Raw genomic sequence first — 22,364 nt, 5'->3', positions numbered from 1 at the left:
AGTTCGACTCCCCTTCACAGTTCTTCGTCTGTCCGTGTCACCGTGCCGCCAAGTTCAGCCACCAGTCCATCGAGCACCGAGTGATCGAACTCCTCCCCAATCGCCATCACCCCGGTCTGTCCGGGCTCGATATTCCCCACCGTCCGCTTGAACGTCTCTTGAACGCTCTGGACGTGTTTCAAGTCTTTCGTTCCTCCGATGAGTCCCCCCGTGAGCGTCCCGAACAGGATTCCGAACGGCCCACCGAGAATCCCGACGGCCACCCCGATCAAGGCGCCTTTCGTCGACTTGTTCGTCGGCGTCAGTTGGACGGCGTCCTCGAACGAGAAGGCGCCATTGTCCTCACGTTTGATGACGACGAGTTGTTCGAACCCGACGAGCCCTTCGGCGTGGTACTTCTTCAACTTGCTGAACGCTTGATACGAGATGGACTCCTCTGGAAACGTGAACGTGACGATATGGTACGGTTGTTTTTCCTTCTTGGCCATTTTGGCTCCTCTTTTGACAGGACCAGGTGACACATCAGCTTTCTCTTACCACTTCCCCGGCTTCAGGCGAAAAAAAACCTAGTCCGAGGACTAGGTCGTGGGTGGCCGTTTCTCATTCAGTTCGTAATGCGAATACGGGATGCAGAGCGGCGTGCCATAGAGCGGGTCTTCCGTCACGACAACTTTCAAACCGAAGACGTCCTGCATGAACGCCTCATCGACGACATCGTTCGGACTGCCCTCTCGATAGACGTTCCCACCGGCGAGCGCGATGACATGGTCGGCGTAGCGACAGGCGAGATGCAAGTCGTGGAGCACCATGATGATCGTCTTCCCCTCTAACCGGTTCAACCGGTACATCAAGTCGAGGATTTCAATTTGGTGCGACATGTCGAGATACGTCGTCGGCTCGTCGAGGAGAATCGTCTCCGACTCTTGGGCCAAAGCGAGCGCGATCCAGACGCGTTGCTTCTGCCCACCCGATAAGTTGCTGACGAGCGTGTCCCGTAGCGAGACCGTGTCCGTGAAGGCGAGCGCCCGCTCGACGGCCCGTTCGTCATCTTCCGAATAGCGCTTGAAGAACGTCTGATACGGATAACGGCCGAAACGGACGAGCTGTTCGACGGTCAGTCCGTCCGGCGCGACGTTCACTTGCGGCATGAACGCCATGAGCCGGGCCGCCTCTTTCGCCCGATACGTAGTAAGCGGTTTGTCACGGAAGGCGATCGTCCCGCCTAGCGCGTCCCGTTGCCGGGCGAGCGTCGACAACAGCGTCGACTTGCCGCATCCGTTCGCCCCCAATAGCACGGTGATTTTGCCGTGCGGAATCGAGAACGTCAAGTCGTCGAGCACAATCTTCTGTTCATAGCCGATGGCGACTTGGTGTAAATCAAATGTGTTCATCTCATGCTTCCTTTCATCATCCGGCGAAGTAAATAGAAGAAGTACGGCGCACCGATAACGGCCGTCATGACACCGGTCCGCAGTTCATACGGATAAAAGATTGTCCGCGCGAGCACGTCCGCCAAGACGACAATCGTCGCCCCGACGAGTAACGTCGCCCAAATGTACGGCAGCTTCAAGCCTTGGCGGGCGATGTGCGGGGCCATCAGTCCGACGAAGCCGATCGCTCCGACGAACGCGACCCCGATTCCAGCTAGCAGGCAAGACAACAAGAGTGTGCCCCGCTGTGTCCCCCGGACCGGCACACCGATGCTCGTCGCGACCGCCTCGCTAATGTGGAGCGGGCGGACGTGCCGTTCAATCAAGAAGGCGGCGAGCAAGAACAGAATCGCGAGCGGCACCATGATTTTCAGTTGATTCCATGTCGCCGCATAGACCGTACCGGTGAGCCATTGCTGGATATCGTTCTTCCGGTACACGTTGGAGGCGAGCATCATGAACTGGACGATTCCTTGCGAGAAGATGCTGATCCCGATCCCAATCAACGCGAGTCGGACCGGCGGGACTCCCCGTTTCAATAGATAAAACAAGAACGCACCGACCGTGAGCGCACCGACGAACGAGGCGAACGGGATATAGGCGAGCGGGACGGACAGTTGGTTCGTCCGCTCATCCGTGAAGACGGTGAAGAACGTCGCCGTCGCCACCCCGGCCCCGCCGACGATGCCGAAAATCTCCGGCGAGGCGAGTTCATTCTTGATAGTGAGCTGCAACAAGTGCCCGCTGACCGCGAGACACGCCCCGGCCGTGATGGCCATGAGGACGCGTGGCATTCTAAACTCGAAGACGACGAGCTCCGCGAACGCGTCACCCGAACCGAGGAACAGCGCCCCGAGCGACCACGGGGTCAAAAACGTGTCCCCGACGGCGAGTCCCAAATAGAAGGCGAAAATTAGGCCGGCGATGAGCGCGACCGCGAGCACGATTTCCCGTCTCCGGAGTGTGAACGAGAACGGACCTTTTCGAAAACTATATGATTTCATGATTTAAAGACTCCTTGTCTAGCGCTGACGAGATAGATGAAGAAGGCGCCCCCGATGACGGCGAGCACGACGCCGACGGTCACTTCTCGTGGGAATAGGACGAGTCGTCCGAAGATGTCGGCCGCTAAGAGCAACACACTCCCGAGGAGCGCACTCCCCGCGAGCCGGGCGAAGAACGCCGTGCCGAACAGATAGCGCGCGAGGTGGGGTGCCAACAAGCCGACAAAGGCAATCGGTCCAGCGAGCGCGACTCCGAACGCCGACAAGACGACGGCGAGCGTGACGGCGACAAACTTGATGACGCCGACGTTTTGACCGAGTGACCGGGCAACCTGGTCACCGAGCGACAGCGTCTCGAGCTCTTTACTGATGAGGAGGACGCAGAGACTCGCGACAACCATCCACGGCAATAACGTCGTGACGAGTTCGAGCGAGCGGCCTGCGACCGATCCTGTCAACCAGAACAGCACTTCATCGAGTGCGCCTTCCTCGTATGCGATAATCGACTGCGTGAACGAGCTGAACAGTGCCGCGAGCGATGCCCCTGCGAGTGTCATATACATGACGTTGCCCCCGTTCGCGCTGAGGAGATAGACGATGACCCCGGCGATAAAGGCTCCAACGAGCGCGGCCGATGTGAACGAGGCGATACTGCTGAAGCCGAACAGCGTCACGAGGACGATGGCCAGGCTCGCACCCGCATTGACCGCCAAAATGTCCGGTGACGCGAGCGGGTTACGGGTCACGAGTTGGAACAGTAACCCGGCGAGACCGAGGACGCTTCCGACGAGAAGCGCGACGACGGTGCGCGGGATGCGATTGTCCTCGAGTGCAATCATCGCTTGCGACGAGTTGTCGCTTCCGAGCGAGAGCACGTCTTGATGGCCGACCGGGATGACCCCGACCCGTAGACTGATATAACTCAATATAGGTAACGCGATGATCAAGGCGAATAGTTTGATCCATGGTTTCATCATTTGCTCACTTCTTTCCTCTCCTACCATAGCAAAATCTCGCTGTCAGAAAAAGGGGTTGACGGTGAGAATCATTATCACTTATAGTCAGGGAGGAAATCTTACTATACAGAGGAGACTTTATTCATATGAAGAAGTTTGTTGTAGCACTACTTACGCTCTGCCTCACGGTCGTCCTCGCTGCTTGCGGCGGGTCAGAGGAGACGAGCGACTCGAACGAGTCGGCAGAAACAGAGACGCGCACGGTCAAGCACGCCATGGGCACGGCTGAAGTACCAGTCGAACCGAAACGTGTCGTCGTCTTGACGAACGAAGGGACCGAGGCGCTCATCGCCCTCGGCGTCAAACAAATCGGTGCCGTCAAATCATGGAACGGTGACCCGTGGTACCCGCACATCGAGTCAGAGATGACAGATGTCACTGAAGTCGGGACGGAGAGCGAGGTCAACCTCGAAGCAATCGCGAAACTCGAGCCGGACCTCATCATCGGGACGAAACTCCGCCAAGAGAACATTTACGACAAGTTGAACGCCATCGCGCCGACGGTCATGTCGGAGACGCTCAAAGGCGACTGGCAAGAAAACTTCGCACTTTATGCGAACGCCCTCAACCTTGAGGACAAAGGGAACGACGTTTTGGCTGACTACGAGCAGCACGTCGAAGATACAAAAGCCGAGCTCGGCGACGCTGTGAACAAAGAGCTTTCGGTCGTACGCTTCCTTCCTGGCGCGTCACGCATCTACTTCACGGACAGCTTCTCAGGCGTCATCTTGGGTGATGTCGGCATCAAACGCCCGGCGTCACAAGACCGCACCGAGTTCGCTGAAGAGATCACGATGGAACGCATCCCAGAGATGGACGGCGACCATATCGTCTACTTCACGTACGGTGGAGCGGATGGATCGAAGACAGCCGAAGAGTGGCAGTCGAACCAGCTTTGGAAAGACCTCGACGCTGTCAAAGCCGGCGAAGTGACCGAAGTGAGCGACGACACATGGAACACATCGGGTGGCGTCTTGTCAGCCAACGAAGTGCTCGACGAACTCGTCAATATTTTAAAGTAAAGCAGACATATTACTACTCACATAAAAAAGTCATGGTTCAGTTCATATTTTCTGAGCCATGACTTTTTTGTTATGAGTTTTTACTTAATATTATTTCTTTTTCTCTAAGACTTTCGTTAACGGATAAATTCCGATACTTTGAACAATCAGAGATATGAGAATGACCGCGAAAGATAAAGACACCAATATACCGTCTTGACCGGTCACCTCCTCTTCTAGCCAAAGAAGGAGCGCTACCGACATGGAACCTTTGACGCCAGCCCATGTAATGAGCGTAATCGTGATCATATCAGGTCGAAATTCATGTCTCCAGGCGGGGACTGCATAAATTGATCCGCAAAGCATGATGAAACGTGTCAACAAAGAAAGCACAAAAATGACGAGCGCCAACCCCCACTGCGAGAAGAACAAATAATCCGCAGATTGGATACCGATCAATAGGAACAAAATCGATAATAACGTAGGTGTGACAATATTCCAAAAGCCGTCCAACGATTTCCTGATTCCATGTTCACCATTTGTTTTCTCGATTTCGTAGGATAATAGGATTCCAGTTACGACAGTCGCCAATACTCCGGAGACGCCGATGATCTCCGCCACATAAAATCCTCCGTAAGCCGTCACAATACTGAGCATGATTTTGTACTCTTTATGGTGCGTAAAATGAATGATTTTACTAAGCACCCACCCAAACAATAAACCAATCGCCACTCCTCCGAGTGAGACGAGAACAAATTCTTCAGCGAATGTCGCAAAAGAAAACTGCTCGCCAGTTTGAAACATCGACAAAAAAATTGTAAACAGCACGATGCTAGTTCCATCGTTCACCATCGACTCACCTTCGACGACGTCAGCAATTTGTTCAATGTCTGAGCTCTCTTTAAGGATAGACGTTACAGAAACCGGGTCGGTCGGAATTAAAATTGCCGCAAGCAGCAATGAGGCCGTAAATGAAAAAGAGCCAAACCACTGGCTCACCCAGTAGATGGATATGCCTAGCAGTAACGCTGTCACCATCAATCCGATTGTACTTAACGTAGTGATGATCCCCCAATTGTCTTTCAGTTGTTTTAAAGGAAACTGATAAGCAGCCGTAAAAAGAAGAGCTGGAAGAAAAATATCGAACACAAGTTGCTTGGACAACTGAAGCGAAGAAAAGTACGGAATAAACGACAAGGCGATTCCAATCAGTACGAGCACCACTGGTACAGGGAAGAATTTCTTCTTTAAATCGATCGTATATGCAATGTATCCAATCAATAATAGTAGTAAGATTTGATGCGACACCGGCCGACCTCTCCTCTCTCCCGAAACATAAATTGCTGTAATCTTTATTCCACTCCGATTAATAAATAAACAATCTAGATAATGGAAGAAGGAATCATCGGTGGCTATGTATCCGATGTCTTATTATTCATGGTAAAATTTTCATATCACAGTTGAGATAGGAGCCATGCTTATGCAACGTCCGCTTCGTAAATCCGCCACGAACCGATCGCTCTTTGGCGTCTGCGGCGGCATCGCCGAGTATTTCGACTTGTCGCCCCTCGGTGTACGTCTGCTCTTTTTGATTGTGCCGGGGAACGTCCTCATCTATACGATTCTCGCCAACTCGATGAAAGACGCTCCACGCTATCTATAAAAAAACTCGGAAGCCGCGGCTCCCGAGTTTTTTTATGCGTTGACTTTATCTTTCATCGCCGCGAGCGCACCACTGTTGATGAAGTGCCATGGCTTGTTGTAGTGCGGTTGGAAGAAGAAGTCGACATAGGCGAGCTCTTCGACCGTCATCTCGTTTTGGATCGCGAGCGACAACGTGTTGACCGCTTGCGTCATGTCCGCTTTCGAGAGAACTTGTCCACCGACGACGCGATGCGTGCCGACTTCATAGACGAGTTTGAACTCGACTTTTTCTGCCGTCGGCATGAACTCCGGACGATACGCGTCTTCAACCACGACGCTCTCGACGTCGAGGCCGAACAAGCCGGCCGCTTCTTCCGTGAGACCTGATGAGGCGATGTTCCAATCATACAGGCGAAGACCTGACGTCCCTTGCGTCCCTTGATAGCGGACACGCGGTGCGATCAAGTTCTCAGCGACGAGCGTTCCCATGCGGACGGCATTCGTCGCGAGCGGGATGTAGGCGTGTGTGCGCGCCGGGTTGTAATAGACGGCACAGCTGTCACCAGCGGCGAAGACGTCCGGGTTGCTCGTGCGCATATACTCGTCGACGATGATGGCGCCGTTGCCGAGCATGTCGACTTGGCCTTGAAGGAGTCCCGTGTTCGGGCGGAAGCCGACACAGAGGATGACGAGGTCAGCCTCGAACTCACCTTTATCGGTCACGACGTGCGTGACGTTTCCATCTGTCCCGCGGAACGCTTCGACCGTCTGGCCGAGCTCGAGGTCGATGCCACGTGACGTCATGTCCGCTTCAAGTTGATCCGTGAACGACTTGTCGAGGTACTTGTTCAAGATGCGGTCGGCGCTATCGATGAACGTGACGTGTTTGCCGTACACTTCGAACGCTTCGACGAGCTCGACGCCGATATAGCCGGCACCGATGACGGCGATGTTCGTCGCGTCTTTCGCCCGCTCGATGATGCGTTGGGCGTGGCCATAGTTTTTGCAGAGTTCAATCCCAGTCATCTCGATGCCAGGAAGCGTCGGGACGATCGGCCATGAACCAGTCGTGACGATCAAGCGGTCGAACGTGTCATAGACCTCTTCTCCCGTGTCGAGGTTTTTCGCATGGACTGTCTTCGCTTCCGTGTCGATGTTCAACACGTCGTGCTTCATGCGCATCGTCGCGCCGAGTTCTTCGAGCTCGGTCGGTGACGCGTAGAAGAGCTCTTCCGCACGTTTGACGACACCGCCGACGTGGAGGGCGATCCCACACGAGAGGAAGCTGACGTTGTCGTTGCGCTCATACACCGTGATGTCGAGATTGTCATGCTTGGCGAGTAATCCTTTGACTGCTGCTGTTCCTGCGTGTGTACATCCGATGACTGCGATTTTCATATGGTTGTCTCTCCTTTGAGTGTTAGGCAAGTTAGTGTTTGTGATAAATATCACATTTACTTTCTGAAATTAGTGTACTATTTCACAAGACAGTTTGACAATACCTTTGCTCAACTTTTCACGTAATTATGTCTAAAGTTTGAACTCCATGTGTGACAACAAAAAAACCGTCCCGTAACCGGAACGGTTCACTTATGAGTTTGTGGTGCGTCGCCCTTTGACCCAGTGATAGATAACGACGCTGATATAGGTGAGGAGACCGATCACATACAGACTAATGCCAATCAAAATCCAGCCCAGCGCGTCCCACCCGCGGACGAAGACGAGTCCGATGATACACGATACGTATCCCACGACGAGCAACGTTAACGAGAAGACGAGTCTTCGCTTGAATCGCGATTTCAAAAAGTTCAGCACGGCAATCAACAAAATTGTCGTCAACACGCCGATGATGATGAGTTCATCCCCATAGTACTCCCAAGCCATCGCTTCTCCCCCTGACCTATGTTCGATTGGCTCCATCGTATCACGTCCTCCCCCTGTTCCCCATCTCTAAAAAAAGCCATCCGCATCATCGCGAATGGCTTCTCAGTTAACGAACATAAATCGTCTTCGTCACGCTTCGGCCTTTTGGCGTCACGAGACGGAGTGTCAATTTCGTTCCTTTCTTTTGTGGGGTGAAGCTGAGCGTTGTCGACGTGGCCGTCACCGTCTTCTTCGCGAGGACCGTCGATCCCCGCGTGAGCGTCAATGTGCCGTACGCGACGTTCGATGTCGCCTTCAGTGTCTTCGATGCACTTGATGGAATCGTCGTTATGAGCGTCGGTGTCGGTCCAGTCGTCACCTTCACCGTCTGCACATGTCGGAACGTCCCGTTTTGGCTCGTCAACGAGAGCGTCGTATTGACCGGTTGACGGGTGAAGCGGAGCGTCACCCGTCCGGTGCTGCTCGCTTTTGCTGTGGCGAGCACCGTCGACCCTTTTTTCAACGTCACCGTGCTATTCGGGATCACATATCCGACCCAGAGCGACTTCTCATCGTTAATCGAGAGCGTCGACAACGATGTCTTCGGCAACTGGATCGAGACGTCACGCGATTTCGAGCCGACCGATGCTTTGACGCGAACACGATCCCCCGGTTTGGCGGGGACGGTGTAACGTGTCGTCGAGAGGCGTTTGGCCGAGACGAGCTTGTCATTTACATAGAAGCGCACCGTCGCCGTGCTCGTCTTCTTGATCGTGAGCGTCGCTTGTGTCTTTGTCATCAACGTATCCGTCACACTGAGCGTCGGTGTGAACGCACGAACTGTTTTCGTGAGTTCGTACGTCGCATCGCCGTTCGAGCGTGTGACGAGGATGACTTCCCCTTCTTTTAATGGCGTCTCGAACGTGTACGGCATCGTGCGGGTTGTCGCCACATGCGTGCCGTTTCGATAGATGCGATAGGCTTGATCGGTACTCGATGTGACGTTGATGGATTTGTCGTACATCAACGGTGTCCGAGTCCACGTAAAGACAGGCGGTTCCACTCTTGTATCCACGGTTGTGAGCCGGAACGCTGAAGCGGGTGCCTCTTTCAATTTAAAGTAGACTTTTGTTCCGATGTCTACAGGCATCGTATTGAACTCTTTAATCGAAATGAGTCCGTCTTCATCTGCCTGCTCGTTCGAAATTTCGTAGTATTTGCCACTGCGAATCAACACATCCACTGCGGCGTTCGGCGTCGTTTTCAATGTGACACCTGAAGTGACCGTTTTCGTCAGAACCGAGATACCATTTGATGAAGTATCGTCACTTTCTTTGACCGTCTGAAGTTCAATCGGATCGGCGTAAACACCTGACCCACTACCGATTTTCACAGTCACACGCGATCCAGGTGTGAACCACCGCGCCGGTTGCCACGTGTAACGCCCCGACTCATCCGATTGGACCGTCGCCGATTGATAGTTCAACAATGAATCCGATGAGTTCGATTGATACAAGTTTTTCGTCACACTGACAAACACCGGCGTGTTCGGTGTCGTCTTCCCGCTAATCGGACCTAAGACACCGGTTGGCGGGTCGAGCGTGAGCGGCACATAGTTCGATGCCCATAAGTCTAACCGGCGCTCAAAATCGTTCCACTTAAAAATCATGTCATACGACTCATTCGTCTGTAACGTCAGTTTCCCTTGCTCCCAAACGAACGGGTCGTCTTGATAGGCTAAACGTGCCGTCAGCTCAGTCGCTGGAATCGGTAAGGCCGTACCATCGACGAGCGTGGCCGTTCCGTTGACGTCATATGGACGACCTACCTCATAGCGATTCGTCGTTTTCGGCACATTGACATTCAGTTGCCATGGTGCTTTCCATAAAGACTCCGGCGTGTACACTTCCGTCTTCTTCATACCAAAGACGTACCACGGACCGTGTTGTCGAATGTCAGCATCATCAATCGGTGCCTCTTTCCACTCATTCGTGCTGACGTTATAACTGACATAGAATGTCGTATACATTTCTCGCGTCATGAAGTAGTAGGTGCCGTCTTTCCACGTAAGGTTACTTACGTTTGGCGCATCTTTCTCAATCCATCGTTTCGTCGCCAAATCGAAAATAAACATGTGCTCCGAGTCATCACTTTTGATCACGAACCATTGATTCGCTTCTTTCATGTGACGGGCCCACCTCACCTGTCCTGAATAGGAACTGATTGTCTCAAGCACTTCTCCTGTAACCGTCCGCTTCGTCACTTGACCGTCGGCGAACGCGAGGACGTTCCCATCATCGAGCAGACTGTATACCGGATCGCTGCCTTTCGTGAGCGATCCGAGAATATCACCTGACGTCGACGTGATGATATACTTTTCGTCATCAGCCCATAACATCATTCCTGTTGTTATATTCGTTGAGACGAGTCGATTCTCACTTCCTGCTTCGATTGGGAATGTTGTCGCCACATTCGTACGTATATCCCACATCACCCACTCCGGCCATCCTTTTAACATAAATCGGCCGTCTCCGATGGCATACATATTATAAGCAGCAGACACGCGAATCGGTAACGTATATTCCTCACCGGTCTCAATGTGAACTAGCGTCTCCGGATCTCCCGAACGCCACACATACCCACTATCTCCTACGACTTCTCCTGCCGGAATGATTTCCGGTTTGGCATAGTCTTCTGCTCGGACTTCAACTCCCGGTGCTACCATCATGACGAGCACCACGAGCATGCTCCATAACCACTTGTTCATTACTCTCCTCATTTCTGTTTATGAATGCATAACTTTCAAAAATAATCCATTTTTTGATTTAACCCTCCTAATTTTAAGTTGTTTTTTCAAAATTGAATAGCCCTAAAATCAAAAAAACACCACGTCGCATGACATGGTGTTCACTTCTCATTCATTTGTTTCATCAAATCCATCTGTTCTTTCACCATCGCCTCTTTCTCACGTCGGAGCACGCCCCTGTACGTGATGCGTGAGATTGATAAGCTAATCTCATACAAGAAGAAGAGCGGCAGTGACACCATGAGGTGCGACGTCAAATCCGGCGGCGTAATGAAAGCCGCGACGACGAACAAGGCGAAGTAGGCGTACTTCCGAATCGATGACAGGAAGTACGGAGTCACGACACCGATGCGCGTCAAGAACATCGTCACGACCGGCAACTGGAATAACAGTCCGAATGGGATGGTCAGTTGCAGCAAGAACGTGAAGTAGTTCGACGCCCCGATGATTTGCGTCAGACCAAGGTCTTGCCCGAGGTCCGTCGAGATATCGAGGACGAGCGGGAACAACCAATAGTAGGCAAACGCTAAACCGACGAGGAACAAGATAAAGATGATCGGAATATAAGCGAGCGTCGCTTTCCGCTCGTTCGGATGCAGACCAGGTGCGACAAACGCCCACAGTTGATACAGTAGAAACGGACCAGCCGCGACGAGCCCGATGACGAGCGCCAAGTTCAAGTAAATCATGAGCGGGTCCGCGACCCCAAAGGCGTTCAGTTCAAGGCCTCGTTCGACGAGGTCGGCCTGGAGATAGGCGAGCACATATTTGACACTCGGCAAAGCAATCAAAAAGAAGGCAAAGACGACAAATGCCGACAGCATCAGTCGTCTCCGCAGCTCTGTCAAGTGGTCGGACAGTGCCCGTTCTTGATCAGGTTGATGGCTCATCGCTTACTGCTCTTTCTTCTCAATTTCTTTCTTGTCTTTCTCGTCATGCTCGTTCATCATGCCACTCGTGGCGTTTTTGAACTCACGGAGCGTCTGTCCGGCGGCACGGCCGAACTCAGGCAATTTCTTCGGCCCGAAGATGATAAGCGCGATAATCGCGATGACAAACAGACTTGCTCCGCCTGGAATACCGACGACGAGTGACGATAATAGTAATTCCATTATTGGTGGACCCCCTCAGCAGATGGATAGTGTTGCATAAAGTAAATGAGCGACTGGAGTTCGATCGACAAGTCGATATGATGGACGCGGACCGTATCCGGCACCGTGAGACGGGCCGGCGTGAAGTTCAAGATGCCTTTGATACCGAAGCGGACCAAGTCATCCGCGACAGGCTGTGCATAGGCAGACGGCACCGTCAAAATGGCGACGTCAATCTTGTTTTGCTTCATAATCTGTTCCATCTCATCGACGTGATGAATCGGGACACCGGACATCGTCGTGCCGACTTTTGTCTCGTCTGCGTCGAACCCGACGACGATATGTGTGTTATTGTTTTTAAGGAAGTTATAGTTGACGAAAGCTGTCCCGAGATGACCAACCCCGACCAAGGCGACGTTCGTAATCTCGTCCTGATTCAGTGTCTTACGGAAAAAGTCTAACAGATACTGTACGTTATAGCCATATCCCTTTTTACCGAGCGCACCGAAGTACGAGAAATCGCGACGGATCGTGGCCGAATCGACCTTGACCGCCTCGCTCAGTTCAGCAGAAGAGACACGCTGTTTTCCTGATGAATGTAGGCTTTGGATAAACCGATAGTATAGTGGCAACCGTTTGGCTGTCGCTTGCGGAATCTTTGGTTCGTTTTGACTCAACGGAAAGAGCCTCCTTTTTACGACGCGTTTCAAACGAATCTAATTTCATACACCTTGATTGTAAACGAATTCACATGACCACTCAATGAATATACCTGAAATGGGGAAGAAATAAAGTATACTAAATAGAGAGAAAGGGGTTTTTTCACTTGATCCTACTGCAAGTCAATAACTTATCGAAATCATTCGGCGTCGAGCCGATTTTAGAGAACGTCAAACTCGAAATTCAAGAAGGCGAACGCGTCGCCCTCGTCGGCCGGAACGGCGCGGGCAAATCGACATTGCTCAAAGTCATCGCCGGGGAATACAACTACGACTCGGGCGACATCATGAAGCCGAAAGATGTCACGATCGGCTATCTCGCCCAAGATTCAGGGTTAGAGTCGAACGAGACGATGTGGAACGAGATGCTCACCGTCTTCACCGATTTGATCGAACAGGAGAAGACGCTCCGCCGTATGGAACAAGACATGGGTTCTGAACGCATCTTGAACGACCCGGCCGCCTATGAGCGCCTGCTGTCGTCTTACGATGAAGAACAACATACGTTCAAAGACCGCGGCGGCTATCAATACGAGGCGACGATCCGCTCTGTGCTTCACGGGATGCGCTTCTATCCGGACGACTTCGAGCGCCGTATCGATACGCTCTCCGGTGGACAACGGACACGTCTCGCCCTCGCGAAGATGCTCCTGCAAAGTCCAGACCTGCTCATCTTGGATGAGCCGACGAACCACTTGGACATCGAGACGCTCGGCTGGCTCGAGAAGTATTTGAGTGGCTATAAAGGCGCCGTCCTCATCGTCTCCCACGACCGCTACTTCCTCGACCGTGTCGTCTCGGTCGTTTATGAGTTGTCACGCCATCGGAGCCGTCGCTTCGTCGGCAACTATACGAAGTATCTCGAACAGAAGGCCGCCATCTACGAGCAAGAGAAGAAGCAGTTCGAGTCCCAACAAGAAGAGATCGCCAAGATGCAGGACTTCATCCAGCGTAACATCGCCCGGGCGACGACGACGAAGCGGGCTCAGAGCGTCCGCAAACGTCTCGAGAAAGTCGACCGTATGGAAGCGCCGGACGGTGATGAGCGCAGTGCCGTCCTCTCGTTCTCAATCAAACGTCAAAGCGGGAACGACGTATTGAGTGCGAGCGATCTTGCCATCGGCTATGAAGAACCGATCGCCCAACAGCTCCGCTTCCAATTGCAGCGCGGCGAATCGGTCGCCCTCGTCGGCCCGAACGGAGTCGGCAAATCAACGCTCCTGAAAGTGTTGACGAAACAACAGCCGCCCCTTACCGGTGACATCCGCTACGGCACCGGCGTCGAGATCGGCTACTACGACCAGGAGCAACAGAACTTGTCGGATGCCAACCGCGTCATTGACGAGATTTGGAACGACTGGCCGCTCATGCGTGAACAAGAAGTCCGCAGCCTGCTTGGTCAGTTCTTGTTCAGCGGTGACGACGTCATGAAGCGCGTCCATGAACTGTCGGGTGGAGAGCGGGCCCGCTTGACGCTCGCCAAGTTGAAGCTCGAGCAACCGAACTTGCTCATCTTGGATGAGCCGACGAACCACTTGGACCTCGACTCGAAGATGATCCTCGAGAACGCCCTCGTCGACTACCCGGGCACGATCTTGTTCGTCTCCCACGACCGTTACTTCATCGACCGGCTCGCGACGCGCGTCTTGGAGATCACGCCGAACGGCATCGACGAATACCTCGGTGATTACTCGTACTATGTCGAGAAGAAAGAAGAACTCGAAGAACTGGCCCGACTCGCTCGCGAAGAGACGAAACAAGTCATCGTCAAGAAACAGCGCGCCGACAAGGAGCAGCAACGCGAGGAGCGCCGGATGAAACAACGGATCGAGGAAATCGAGCTCACGATTGAGCAACACGAGGCCCGGCTCGAGGAAATCGAGCAGCTGTTGTGTGAACCGGACGTCTTCAACAACTTCGCTCGGGCACAGGAACTGTCGATCGAGTCCGATGCGACGAAAGAATCGATCACGGCGCTGTATGCAGAATGGGAGGAGCTCCATTCATGATGCGATTTCGTGCGATGCGAATCGAGTGGATGCACGCCTTCCTGACCGGTCTCGCCTACATCGTGCCGACCGGGACGGAGTACGTATCCGAACTGATTCGTGGGGAACCGACCGTCGTCCCGTCGTTCCTGTTTTATTTCCTGCCGGTCGTCATCGGCTTCATCATCCAGAGATGGAGCGGGATTGTCATCAGCTTGTTGAGCGGTCTGCTCATGAGCACGCTCTTTATCCGCCTCGTCGTCTGGCCGGTCGATGTGACCGTGCACAGCTTTTACACGCCCGGCTCGGTATGGGGCCACTTCTATCAGTCGACGCTCCTCATGTGGGTGCTCGCCTTGATCGTCTATGTCGTGAGCCGAGTGAATATGTGGTATAAACAAAAGAAACATCATCCAGAAGTATAAAAACAGGGAAGCCGCACTCCATTGTGGAGGTCAGCTTCCCTGTTTTACGTTTAGAAATAACGCAGCGGTTGGAAACCGCGCGTGTGGAAGTCGAGCTTGATGCCGTCTTCCGTGATAAAAAACACGTACTCGTTCGTATCGACGTCACGGACGAACACTTTGTAGAATGTGAGCGCCTCTTCGTCGTTCGTCACATATTTTGCCTCATGCGTCGAGATGACTTGAGCGAACAATTGCTCTTCGTCAAACTCGTTGACGATGTCCTCGAACTTCGCCGCCTCTTCTTCGGTCGCTTCTCGTCCCGGCGCAATCTCGTAATACGCGTCGCTCGCTTTCGGCTGAACGCCGAGGTTGCGGTCGACGACGATGACGCTCTCGATGTCTTGATCGTCTAGGCTCTTATAGCCGTACAACGTCTCGACGAGCGTGTTCTCACCCGTGACCCGGCCGATGCCTTCGAGCGATTCCGCTCCCGTGAGCGACCGGACGCGTGTCGCTTCCGGCACGATTTCTTCTTGATAAGCGATATTATAAGCGCGGATAATCTCTCGTACTTGCAAAAACGTCGCGACGACGAGCAGTACGACCAGACCTCCAATGATTATGCGTTTCATCATCTGTATATTTTCCCCCTAGACTGTCATGCTCTCTTCTAAGGATAACCCAGGAACCGCATTCATCGCCAGTGTATCGCGCTTGCCGCGCACATACGCGTGATGGGCCGCGACCCCGATCATACCGGCGTTGTCTCCGCATAGATCGAGCGGTGGGATGACGAGACGGATCCCTTCACGGTCCGTCGCTTCTTGAAGCGCAGCACGGAGTCCACGGTTGGCCGCGACACCGCCCGCGACGAGCAGTTGCTTCGCGCCCTTCTCTTTCACGGCACGAATCGCTTTCTCGACGAGCACTTCGACGACGCTCGCTTGGAAGCTGGCCGCCAAGTTTTCAGGGATGACCGTCTCCCCGCGCTGTTCGGCGTTGTGGACGGCGTTGATGACCGACGACTTGAGCCCGCTGAAGCTGAAATCGAAACTTCCCGCTTCAAGCCGAACCCGCGGGAACTTGTACGTGTCTTCTCCATCGGCCGCGAGACGGTCGATAGCAGGTCCACCTGGGTAAGGAAGACTGAGCGTCCGTGCGACTTTGTCATATGCTTCTCCGGCCGCATCGTCACGTGTCTCCCCAATGACTTCGAACACACCGTGCTCCGGCATATAGACGAGCTCCGTGTGGCCGCCCGATACGACGAGACAGACGAGCGGGAACTCCATCTCCTCGACGAGTTCGTTCGCGTAAATGTGTCCGGCGATGTGATGCACGCCGATGAGCGGTTTGCTATGGGCGAAAGCGAGCGCTTTGGCCGCACTGATTCCGACGAGGAGTGCACCGACAAGACCCGGCCCTTGCGTGACCGCGACGGCGTCGACGTCTTGCATCGTCACACCCGCTTCACTGAGGGCGTCATCGATGACGTAGGTGATCCGTTCGACGTGGTGACGCGAGGCGACCTCGGGCACAACCCCGCCAAACCGTTTATGACTTTCAATCTGCGACGAGACGACGTTCGATAAAAGCGTCTTACCGTCACGCACGAGCGCGACCGACGTCTCATCACAACTCGACTCAATCGCGAGGATGAGCGATGTGTCCATCTGTTTCACTTCCTAACTTCGCCCAATAGATATAGGCGTCTTCATTATTGTCTTGATAGTAGCGTTTCCGGCGTCCGGCATTTTCGAAACCGAACTGTTCATACAGCTTTTGGGCGCCGATGTTCGAGACGCGCACTTCGAGCGTGAGCGCCGCCAGTGACTTCGAGCGGGCGAATGCAACGAGTTGCGTCAACAGCAGATTGCCGATGCCTTGCCCACGGTATTCTGGCAAGACGGCGATATTCGTGATGTGTCCCTCGTCCACGATTTGCCAGACGCCGACGAATCCGACGACGCGACGTTCATGGACAGCGACGAAATAGACGGCCTGATCATTCTTGAGCATCTCGTTCATGAACGCTTCTTTCGTCCACGGAATAGCGAACGAGGCTTCCTCGACCTTGGTCACTTCTTCGACGTCGAGCCATGTCATGCGCCGGATTTTAATATCAGCCATTGTTTTGTCCCTCGAGCCATTTCGCTTCCGCTTCAGCGAGACGAAGATACTCGGGCTCAAACGCATGGACATCATTCGTGACTTCACCTAAGGCGACGAGATCGCTCGCCCGGCCGTAGCTATGCGCGGCCGGTGCTTCGGTATAGTCGTAAGACGCGAGTGCGTCACGGAACGGCTCCACGTCGCCGACGACGACGAACGGTCCTGTGATATTGACTTCGAGCCAAGCGGCGACCGAGGCGTGACGGTCGGGTGTGACGGCCTCGTTCTGTTGATAATGCCCGATATAGGCATTCCCTCGGCGGGCATCGATGAGCGCGACGACTGGGAGCTCCGTATTCGGGGCCGCCGCCATAAGACGGAGCGCCGAGACCCCAACGAGCGGGATCTGAAGCGTGTAGGCGAGCGTCTTCGCTGTCGTGACACCGATGCGAATCCCCGTGTATGAACCTGGTCCCGTCGTCACGACGATGCGTTCGAGTTCGGTCGGTGTCCATTTGACCGCGCTCATCAGTTGTTCGATCATCGGCATGAGCGTGACGGCATGGTTTTTCGAGACCATGACCGTCGCCTCGGCTTGGATTTGTCCGTGCTCACTCAAGGCGACAGACAGACGTGTCGTCGACGTGTCAATCATGAGTTGTTTCATGCGAGCACCTCCTTCACAAGTGCATCGTACGTGTCGCCGATAGGCGCGAACGTCAACTGACGTTCCTCGTCCCCGATTCGCTCGATTGTGATGGCGAGCCGTTCCGTCGGAAGTGACGACTCGATCAAGTTCGACCATTCGACGATAGCGACACCATCACCGTTGATGTATTCCTCGAGGCCAATATCGTCCCCCGTGTCTTCGAGACGATAGACGTCCATATGATAGAGCGGCAAGCGCCCTTGGTATTGTTTCATGATGGTGAACGTCGGGCTGTTGACGTTACGCGTGACACCGAGACCTTTGCCAAAGCCTTGGGTGAACGTCGTCTTACCGGCACCGAGGTCCCCATCCAACGTTATGACCGTCCCGGCTTTGACGAGCGTGGCGAGTTTTTCTGCCACCGCTTGCGTCTCGGCCGCGGAGTGGGTAATCAATGTATACATGATGTTTCTCCTTTAGTAGTTCTAGCGATACGTACTCATTGTACACTCAATTTTGCGCAAAAAAAAACACGAAACGTCATCGTTTCGCTATCTCATTTAAAAAATTGGTTGCGGGGGCTGGATTTGAACCAACGACCTTCGGGTTATGAGCCCGACGAGCTACCAGACTGCTCCACCCCGCGACGACATATGAAATTAAATAAAAATTGGTTGCGGGGGCCGGATTTGAACCGACGACCTTCGGGTTATGAGCCCGACGAGCTACCAGACTGCTCCACCCCGCGATGGTTTGAATTGTTTCGACATCCTCTATAATAAGTGAAGTAGTTATAAAATGCAACCTTTTTCTAAATGTTTTTTGAGAATTGGAATCGGGAACATGATAAGGAGTGTAACTTACTAGAGAAAAGGGGCGCGACCGTCATGTCGAAATGGGGTAATCGCTTTAAAAAATGGTTCTTTTCCGAACTGGATGCATCCGTCTATTTTCACACCGTACCGTTTCTCCCGAACGAAACCGTCCATGGAACGTTACGCGTGTCGAACACCACTTCACATGTCGTGCGGCTGCAAGAGTTGACGCTTAACTTTTTGACGACCTTCAAAGACATCACGCTCGAAGGCAATGAGTTCAACCGCGAGGCCGATCTTCAAGAAGTCCCAATCCCTCTATCGGTCGTCCTCGAACCAGGTACTGAAGAGCATATCCCGTTCACGTTTGATTTAACGATGTATGCCCCGTCGACAGCGGGCGCTCCGTATAGTGTGGAAGCGACCGTCTGGGACACGGACGGCAAACGGGTTTGGTTCGATGTTGTCGAGAATGTCGAAGTCGAACCGCTCCCCGCTTTGAAACGCTTGTTAGAGGCGACCGAACATGCAGGCCTCGAGCTCATGTTCGTCCGCAACGTCATCGACCCGCTCGGAGAAGAACGACCGTATCCATTCGTCGAGAAGTATGGGTTTAAGCCGGTCGGCGACTGGGCCGACGAGTTCGAAGTCGTCAAATCGTTCTGGCGCATCGATGAGGATGGGGTCGACGTCTATTACTGGCTCGACAACATCGAGAAGCAACGCACACTTGGATCGATTGCGAACGACGTCACGTTACGCCATCGCTCGCTTACGTGGGACCAACTCGAGCGCGAACAAGATCGGCTCGGGATCGGGATCCAAGAAACGTTACGCAGCCACCGCTCATGATGAGCGGTTTTTTTGTGGGCTCCGCTCAATCGTCCAAACATTATCGCTTGTCGAGACGACCGTCTGGAACTTCTCACGATGCGGATGCATGAACAGTTCATATTGAAACCGACGCTCGTCGTGCGAGGCTTTCAAGTAGTCCAGGTCCATCCCACGCTCTTGGATGTCTCGGACAGAACGACGGGCGAACTCAGTGTCGCTATCCGTATACAAATAGACCGATACATCGAAATAGTGAGGTTCGAGGAAGGCGACACTCATCCCTTCGATGATGGTAACTCGTTTTGCTGGATCGATCCAAGTTCGTTCAAGATACGGAACGTCGATCGTATAAAAGCCGATGCCTTCCCGTACCATCCGGACATCACGCTCGAGTGACAGCAAGTGATGCGCGGAAGGATGACAGGCCGTCATCTTGTAGTGATGCGTTTGACCGTCGACCGTATAGTCGAGCATGGCACTCTTCCGTAACATCGAATCCGTGATGTAAGGGTCGGTATTGATATAGTTCACGTCCCCGAGACGCGCACGTAAAGCATCAGCGAACGTCGTCTTGCCGGCACCTCCGTGTCCCGAAATCCCGATGACCGTATGTCTTTCTTGCCCGACTTCGTCGACGATATAATCGATCAAATCATTCATTTGAATCCCCCTTTTGGTACACTTCATATAGAAAGGAAGTGTACCAATCCAATGTCCACTTGTCCATTTTGTCATCCACAGCTTGATCCATCACAACGAATCGTCTTGCTCACGTCGGCTCTGGCGTCTTCGTCCAGAAACAATCAGAATGACCAACAGCTCATCGCGTGAGGATGAGCTGTTTTCGTTTTGTTTCAATCTCTTCGAGTTGTCGTTCCAAACGTTCGACTTCTCTTGTCATTTTCTCGATTAGTTTAGCGATTTCGCGATCGAGCCCGTTCACTTTATCCAGTGACTCGTTGATTCGTCCGTGCATCGTCCATTCCGAAAAAATATCGTCGAGGAAATAGTCAGCGAACTGGATCAGTGATCCGCGTTCAATCTGTAATCCGCTGACGACGCCTTTCACATCAGCCAACTCCCGCGAGAATCGCTCGAGTGCGGCTTGAAGTTCATGCATCTTCCGCTCTGAAGCATCGATGGCATCATGTTTCATCGCTGTCGCAATCAAGCCCCCTCCAAAGAAGGTATCATATGTCGACCAACCTTTCGCACTGTCGAGATGTTTAAGTGTTTTGGAGATGGCCGTCCGTGCTGAATGTCCAGCACCGATAGCTTCTTTATATTCAACAAGCACCTCATTCGTCTCTACTTGTTGATTGGTGAGTCGATATAACGCTTCTCTGACCTCAGGATCTTGCTTCAAGTGGGCTTCTTTCTCTTTGACAAACGCTTCCCACTCTGCGTCAATCCCGTTATACCTCTCAAAGGTTTCATATAAATCACGACGTTCAAGCCCTAACTCATCGACCATTGCCTCGTGTTCTCGTAACTTCAATTCGGCCCGGGCCGCCTCTTCTAATTCAATCGTTTTTTGTTCGTTGAATGTTCCCCTGAGTTTACGCCATGCGTTGACGAGCGAGAATGAATCTAAGTCATAGACATCGCGTTGTTCTTTCGTAAACGAATTGAGAAGTTGCTTTCGTACAGCTTCATGTTCGGCAATTTGCTTGTCGAGTGTTTTTAATTTCCGGGCGAGTCGGTCCCGTTCTGCCATCTGTTGTTGTAAGTCGTGTTGGGTTTGGTAGAGATCACTCATAACGTTTCATTCCTCCAGTTTCTTTTCGATAATGTTCTAACAGGTCTTTGACGTGTACCCCATCAATCGTTAAGCCGTCAATCGATGAATCCTCGATCTGGACCCCATCAAGCCGACAGTTTTTCATAATCGTGTTCGTCAGGTTTGTATGGAAGAACGTCGTCGCCCGTCCTGACTCGTACATGGTGACGAATCGATATTGTGAGCCGGAAAGATTCAAGTCGTCGAACTCGGTTTCTCTGAAGTTAATATTGCGGAATTGGCTCCTCGTGAAATTACAATTGCTGGCCCGTAGTTCTGAGACGTTACTATTCGTGATGGCGATTTGACTCGCATCCATTCCATACGCTTGGGCACCTTTGATCGAGCGCTCTTCATATCGCAATGTGATTGCTTCATCTACGGGTTGCTTTACTCGTTTGACGAAACAGACCTCTTCGCTTGATTCGAAGACGGATTGGTAACCGACTGCCCGATAAAATGCCACATTGTGGGGTTGGGCTGCTGATGTCTCCAACTCCCAAATTCGTACAGTCGGATGAAGCTTCTCGATTGACTGTAGTACCCGTTTTCCAATCCCTTTACCTTGTCTGTATGGATGAATAAAGATGCGGTCAATCCGTCCGTAATCTTTCCCTGTCAACGTCACGACGGCTCCCCCGACGACTTGTCCTTCATGTTCGATGACATAACACATCAATTGTTCAATCAAATACAGGCTCATCGCCTCGTCATCATAACCCGGTGGTTCAATATTTAAGTCCCGATATGGTAATCGGAGACGATCTGCCTCTTGTTTAAAACTCGCTCGTGAAACCTCAGTGAACGCCTTGTAGTCTGAGACTGTCGCTTCACGGATTTGCATACTTGACTCCCCCTCTTCTGTCTCTTCATACGAGAAGATTAGATGAAAAGTTTCAAAGGAAACGACAAAAAAGGACGACCAAGCATCTGCTTGATCGTCCTTCGCGTTGGCCTAGCAACGTCCTATCCTCACAGGGGGAGACCCCCAACTACTTTCGGCGCTGAAGTACTTAACTTCCGTGTTCGGCATGGGAACGGGTGTGACCACTTCGCTATCGCCACTAGACAATTTTTATATTAGCATTATATATCCCATTCGTCAACACTTTTATGAAAAAAAGAACGACCAAGCGGATGCTTGATCGTCCTTCGCGTTGGCCTGGCAACGTCCTATCCTCACAGGGGGAGACCCCCAACTACTT

Annotated in this window: 24 protein-coding genes, 2 tRNA genes and 1 rRNA gene; 5 read left to right on the top strand and 22 right to left on the bottom strand. The window is 52.7% G+C overall.

The window, feature by feature from the left end; genetic code table 11:
- Positions 1 to 14: 14 nt before the first annotated feature.
- The 4 genes from KNP74_RS14155 to KNP74_RS14140 form a co-directional block, all read right to left on the bottom strand.
- Positions 15 to 488, bottom strand: coding sequence for a hypothetical protein (locus KNP74_RS14155; RefSeq protein ID WP_214764639.1), 474 nt, complete (start codon positions 486 to 488; stop codon positions 15 to 17).
- A gap of 90 nt (positions 489 to 578) precedes the next feature.
- Positions 579 to 1,391, bottom strand: coding sequence for an ABC transporter ATP-binding protein (locus tag KNP74_RS14150; protein ID WP_214764638.1), 813 nt, complete (start codon positions 1,389 to 1,391; stop codon positions 579 to 581).
- Entirely contained in the window at positions 1,388 to 2,434 is a 1,047-nt protein-coding gene (locus KNP74_RS14145) for a FecCD family ABC transporter permease (RefSeq protein ID WP_214764637.1), read from the bottom strand. Before KNP74_RS14145 ends, KNP74_RS14150 begins: the two co-directional genes overlap by 4 nt.
- A complete protein-coding gene (locus KNP74_RS14140; protein ID WP_251130205.1) occupies positions 2,431 to 3,408 on the bottom strand; it encodes a FecCD family ABC transporter permease in 978 nt (325 codons plus the stop codon). The genes KNP74_RS14145 and KNP74_RS14140 overlap by 4 nt, the downstream gene beginning before the upstream one ends.
- A 128-nt stretch (positions 3,409 to 3,536) precedes the next feature.
- Here KNP74_RS14140 and KNP74_RS14135 point away from each other — a divergent pair, with 128 nt between their 5' ends.
- A complete protein-coding gene (locus tag KNP74_RS14135) occupies positions 3,537 to 4,472 on the top strand; it encodes an ABC transporter substrate-binding protein (RefSeq protein WP_214764635.1) in 936 nt (311 codons plus the stop codon).
- A gap of 90 nt (positions 4,473 to 4,562) precedes the next feature.
- On the opposite strand, the gene KNP74_RS14130 is transcribed toward KNP74_RS14135, so the two are convergent.
- Complete coding sequence (locus tag KNP74_RS14130) at positions 4,563 to 5,759, bottom strand: cation:proton antiporter (protein WP_214764634.1); 1,197 nt, start codon at positions 5,757 to 5,759, stop codon at positions 4,563 to 4,565.
- 172 nt (positions 5,760 to 5,931) lie between these two features.
- On the opposite strand from KNP74_RS14130, the gene KNP74_RS14125 reads away from it, so the two are divergent.
- Entirely contained in the window at positions 5,932 to 6,114 is a 183-nt protein-coding gene (locus tag KNP74_RS14125) for a PspC domain-containing protein (RefSeq protein WP_214764633.1), read from the top strand.
- A 32-nt stretch (positions 6,115 to 6,146) separates the two neighbouring features.
- Here KNP74_RS14125 and KNP74_RS14120 read toward each other — a convergent pair whose 3' ends face one another.
- From KNP74_RS14120 to KNP74_RS14095, 6 genes are all read right to left on the bottom strand, one after another.
- Positions 6,147 to 7,493, bottom strand: coding sequence for an FAD-dependent oxidoreductase (locus KNP74_RS14120; RefSeq protein WP_128124273.1), 1,347 nt, complete (start codon positions 7,491 to 7,493; stop codon positions 6,147 to 6,149).
- A 192-nt stretch (positions 7,494 to 7,685) separates the two neighbouring features.
- Positions 7,686 to 7,979 (bottom strand): YesK family protein, encoded by a 294-nt coding sequence (locus KNP74_RS14115; RefSeq protein ID WP_214764632.1) that lies wholly within the window; start codon positions 7,977 to 7,979, stop codon positions 7,686 to 7,688.
- A gap of 106 nt (positions 7,980 to 8,085) precedes the next feature.
- On the bottom strand, positions 8,086 to 10,725 hold the full coding sequence (locus tag KNP74_RS14110) for a hypothetical protein (protein ID WP_214764631.1): 2,640 nt from the start codon (positions 10,723 to 10,725) through the stop codon (positions 8,086 to 8,088).
- Positions 10,726 to 10,865: 140 nt separating this feature from the next.
- Positions 10,866 to 11,654, bottom strand: a complete 789-nt coding sequence (gene tatC, locus KNP74_RS14105; RefSeq protein ID WP_034781413.1) for a twin-arginine translocase subunit TatC — start codon at positions 11,652 to 11,654, stop codon at positions 10,866 to 10,868.
- A gap of 3 nt (positions 11,655 to 11,657) precedes the next feature.
- Positions 11,658 to 11,876: a twin-arginine translocase TatA/TatE family subunit gene (locus tag KNP74_RS14100; protein WP_034781411.1), complete on the bottom strand. Its 219-nt coding sequence runs from the start codon at positions 11,874 to 11,876 to the stop codon at positions 11,658 to 11,660.
- Positions 11,876 to 12,532 carry a redox-sensing transcriptional repressor Rex gene (locus KNP74_RS14095; protein ID WP_029596207.1) on the bottom strand — a complete coding sequence of 219 codons (657 nt, stop codon included), beginning with the start codon at positions 12,530 to 12,532 and terminating at the stop codon, positions 11,876 to 11,878. The genes KNP74_RS14100 and KNP74_RS14095 overlap by 1 nt, the downstream gene beginning before the upstream one ends.
- Positions 12,533 to 12,681: 149 nt before the next feature.
- Between KNP74_RS14095 and KNP74_RS14090 the strand changes: the two genes are divergently transcribed.
- The gene (locus KNP74_RS14090; RefSeq protein ID WP_214764629.1) at positions 12,682 to 14,583 is read left to right on the top strand and encodes an ABC-F family ATP-binding cassette domain-containing protein; all 1,902 of its coding nucleotides are present in this window, start codon (positions 12,682 to 12,684) and stop codon (positions 14,581 to 14,583) included.
- The gene (locus tag KNP74_RS14085) at positions 14,580 to 14,987 is read left to right on the top strand and encodes a hypothetical protein (protein WP_251129721.1); all 408 of its coding nucleotides are present in this window, start codon (positions 14,580 to 14,582) and stop codon (positions 14,985 to 14,987) included. Before KNP74_RS14090 ends, KNP74_RS14085 begins: the two co-directional genes overlap by 4 nt.
- A gap of 50 nt (positions 14,988 to 15,037) precedes the next feature.
- Here the strand turns inward: KNP74_RS14085 and KNP74_RS14080 are convergent, their stop codons facing one another.
- From KNP74_RS14080 to KNP74_RS14050, 7 genes are all read right to left on the bottom strand, one after another.
- Positions 15,038 to 15,601, bottom strand: coding sequence for a hypothetical protein (locus tag KNP74_RS14080; RefSeq protein ID WP_251130204.1), 564 nt, complete (start codon positions 15,599 to 15,601; stop codon positions 15,038 to 15,040).
- An 18-nt stretch (positions 15,602 to 15,619) separates the two neighbouring features.
- On the bottom strand, positions 15,620 to 16,642 hold the full coding sequence (gene tsaD / locus KNP74_RS14075) for a tRNA (adenosine(37)-N6)-threonylcarbamoyltransferase complex transferase subunit TsaD (protein WP_214764628.1): 1,023 nt from the start codon (positions 16,640 to 16,642) through the stop codon (positions 15,620 to 15,622).
- Positions 16,614 to 17,099, bottom strand: coding sequence for a ribosomal protein S18-alanine N-acetyltransferase (gene rimI, locus KNP74_RS14070; RefSeq protein WP_214764627.1), 486 nt, complete (start codon positions 17,097 to 17,099; stop codon positions 16,614 to 16,616). Before rimI ends, tsaD begins: the two co-directional genes overlap by 29 nt.
- Positions 17,092 to 17,748, bottom strand: coding sequence for a tRNA (adenosine(37)-N6)-threonylcarbamoyltransferase complex dimerization subunit type 1 TsaB (gene tsaB, locus KNP74_RS14065; protein ID WP_214764626.1), 657 nt, complete (start codon positions 17,746 to 17,748; stop codon positions 17,092 to 17,094). The genes rimI and tsaB overlap by 8 nt, the downstream gene beginning before the upstream one ends.
- Entirely contained in the window at positions 17,745 to 18,194 is a 450-nt protein-coding gene (gene tsaE / locus KNP74_RS14060) for a tRNA (adenosine(37)-N6)-threonylcarbamoyltransferase complex ATPase subunit type 1 TsaE (protein ID WP_214764625.1), read from the bottom strand. Before tsaE ends, tsaB begins: the two co-directional genes overlap by 4 nt.
- Positions 18,195 to 18,299: 105 nt before the next feature.
- A tRNA-Met gene (locus KNP74_RS14055) sits at positions 18,300 to 18,376 on the bottom strand.
- 25 nt (positions 18,377 to 18,401) lie between these two features.
- Positions 18,402 to 18,478, bottom strand: a tRNA-Met gene (locus KNP74_RS14050).
- Between the two features lie 139 nt (positions 18,479 to 18,617).
- Between KNP74_RS14050 and KNP74_RS14045 the strand changes: the two genes are divergently transcribed.
- Positions 18,618 to 19,397, top strand: a complete 780-nt coding sequence (locus KNP74_RS14045) for a sporulation protein (RefSeq protein WP_214764624.1) — start codon at positions 18,618 to 18,620, stop codon at positions 19,395 to 19,397.
- Here the strand turns inward: KNP74_RS14045 and KNP74_RS14040 are convergent.
- The 4 genes from KNP74_RS14040 to rrf form a co-directional block, all read right to left on the bottom strand.
- Entirely contained in the window at positions 19,392 to 20,039 is a 648-nt protein-coding gene (locus KNP74_RS14040; RefSeq protein WP_214764623.1) for a uridine kinase family protein, read from the bottom strand. The two genes, KNP74_RS14045 and KNP74_RS14040, sit on opposite strands and share 6 nt — an antisense overlap.
- Before the next feature lie 160 nt (positions 20,040 to 20,199).
- Positions 20,200 to 21,138: a coiled-coil domain-containing protein gene (locus KNP74_RS14035; RefSeq protein WP_214764621.1), complete on the bottom strand. Its 939-nt coding sequence runs from the start codon at positions 21,136 to 21,138 to the stop codon at positions 20,200 to 20,202.
- Entirely contained in the window at positions 21,131 to 22,003 is an 873-nt protein-coding gene (locus tag KNP74_RS14030; RefSeq protein WP_214764620.1) for a GNAT family N-acetyltransferase, read from the bottom strand. Before KNP74_RS14030 ends, KNP74_RS14035 begins: the two co-directional genes overlap by 8 nt.
- A gap of 109 nt (positions 22,004 to 22,112) precedes the next feature.
- Positions 22,113 to 22,228 (bottom strand): 5S ribosomal RNA (gene rrf, locus KNP74_RS14025).
- Positions 22,229 to 22,364 lie beyond the last annotated feature (136 nt).

This window comes from Exiguobacterium sp. s141 (assembly GCF_018618085.1).
Lineage (GTDB): Bacteria > Bacillota > Bacilli > Exiguobacteriales > Exiguobacteriaceae > Exiguobacterium > Exiguobacterium mexicanum_A.
Note: the sequence above shows the minus strand (reverse complement) of the source record. Positions and strands in the feature narration are given on the sequence as shown.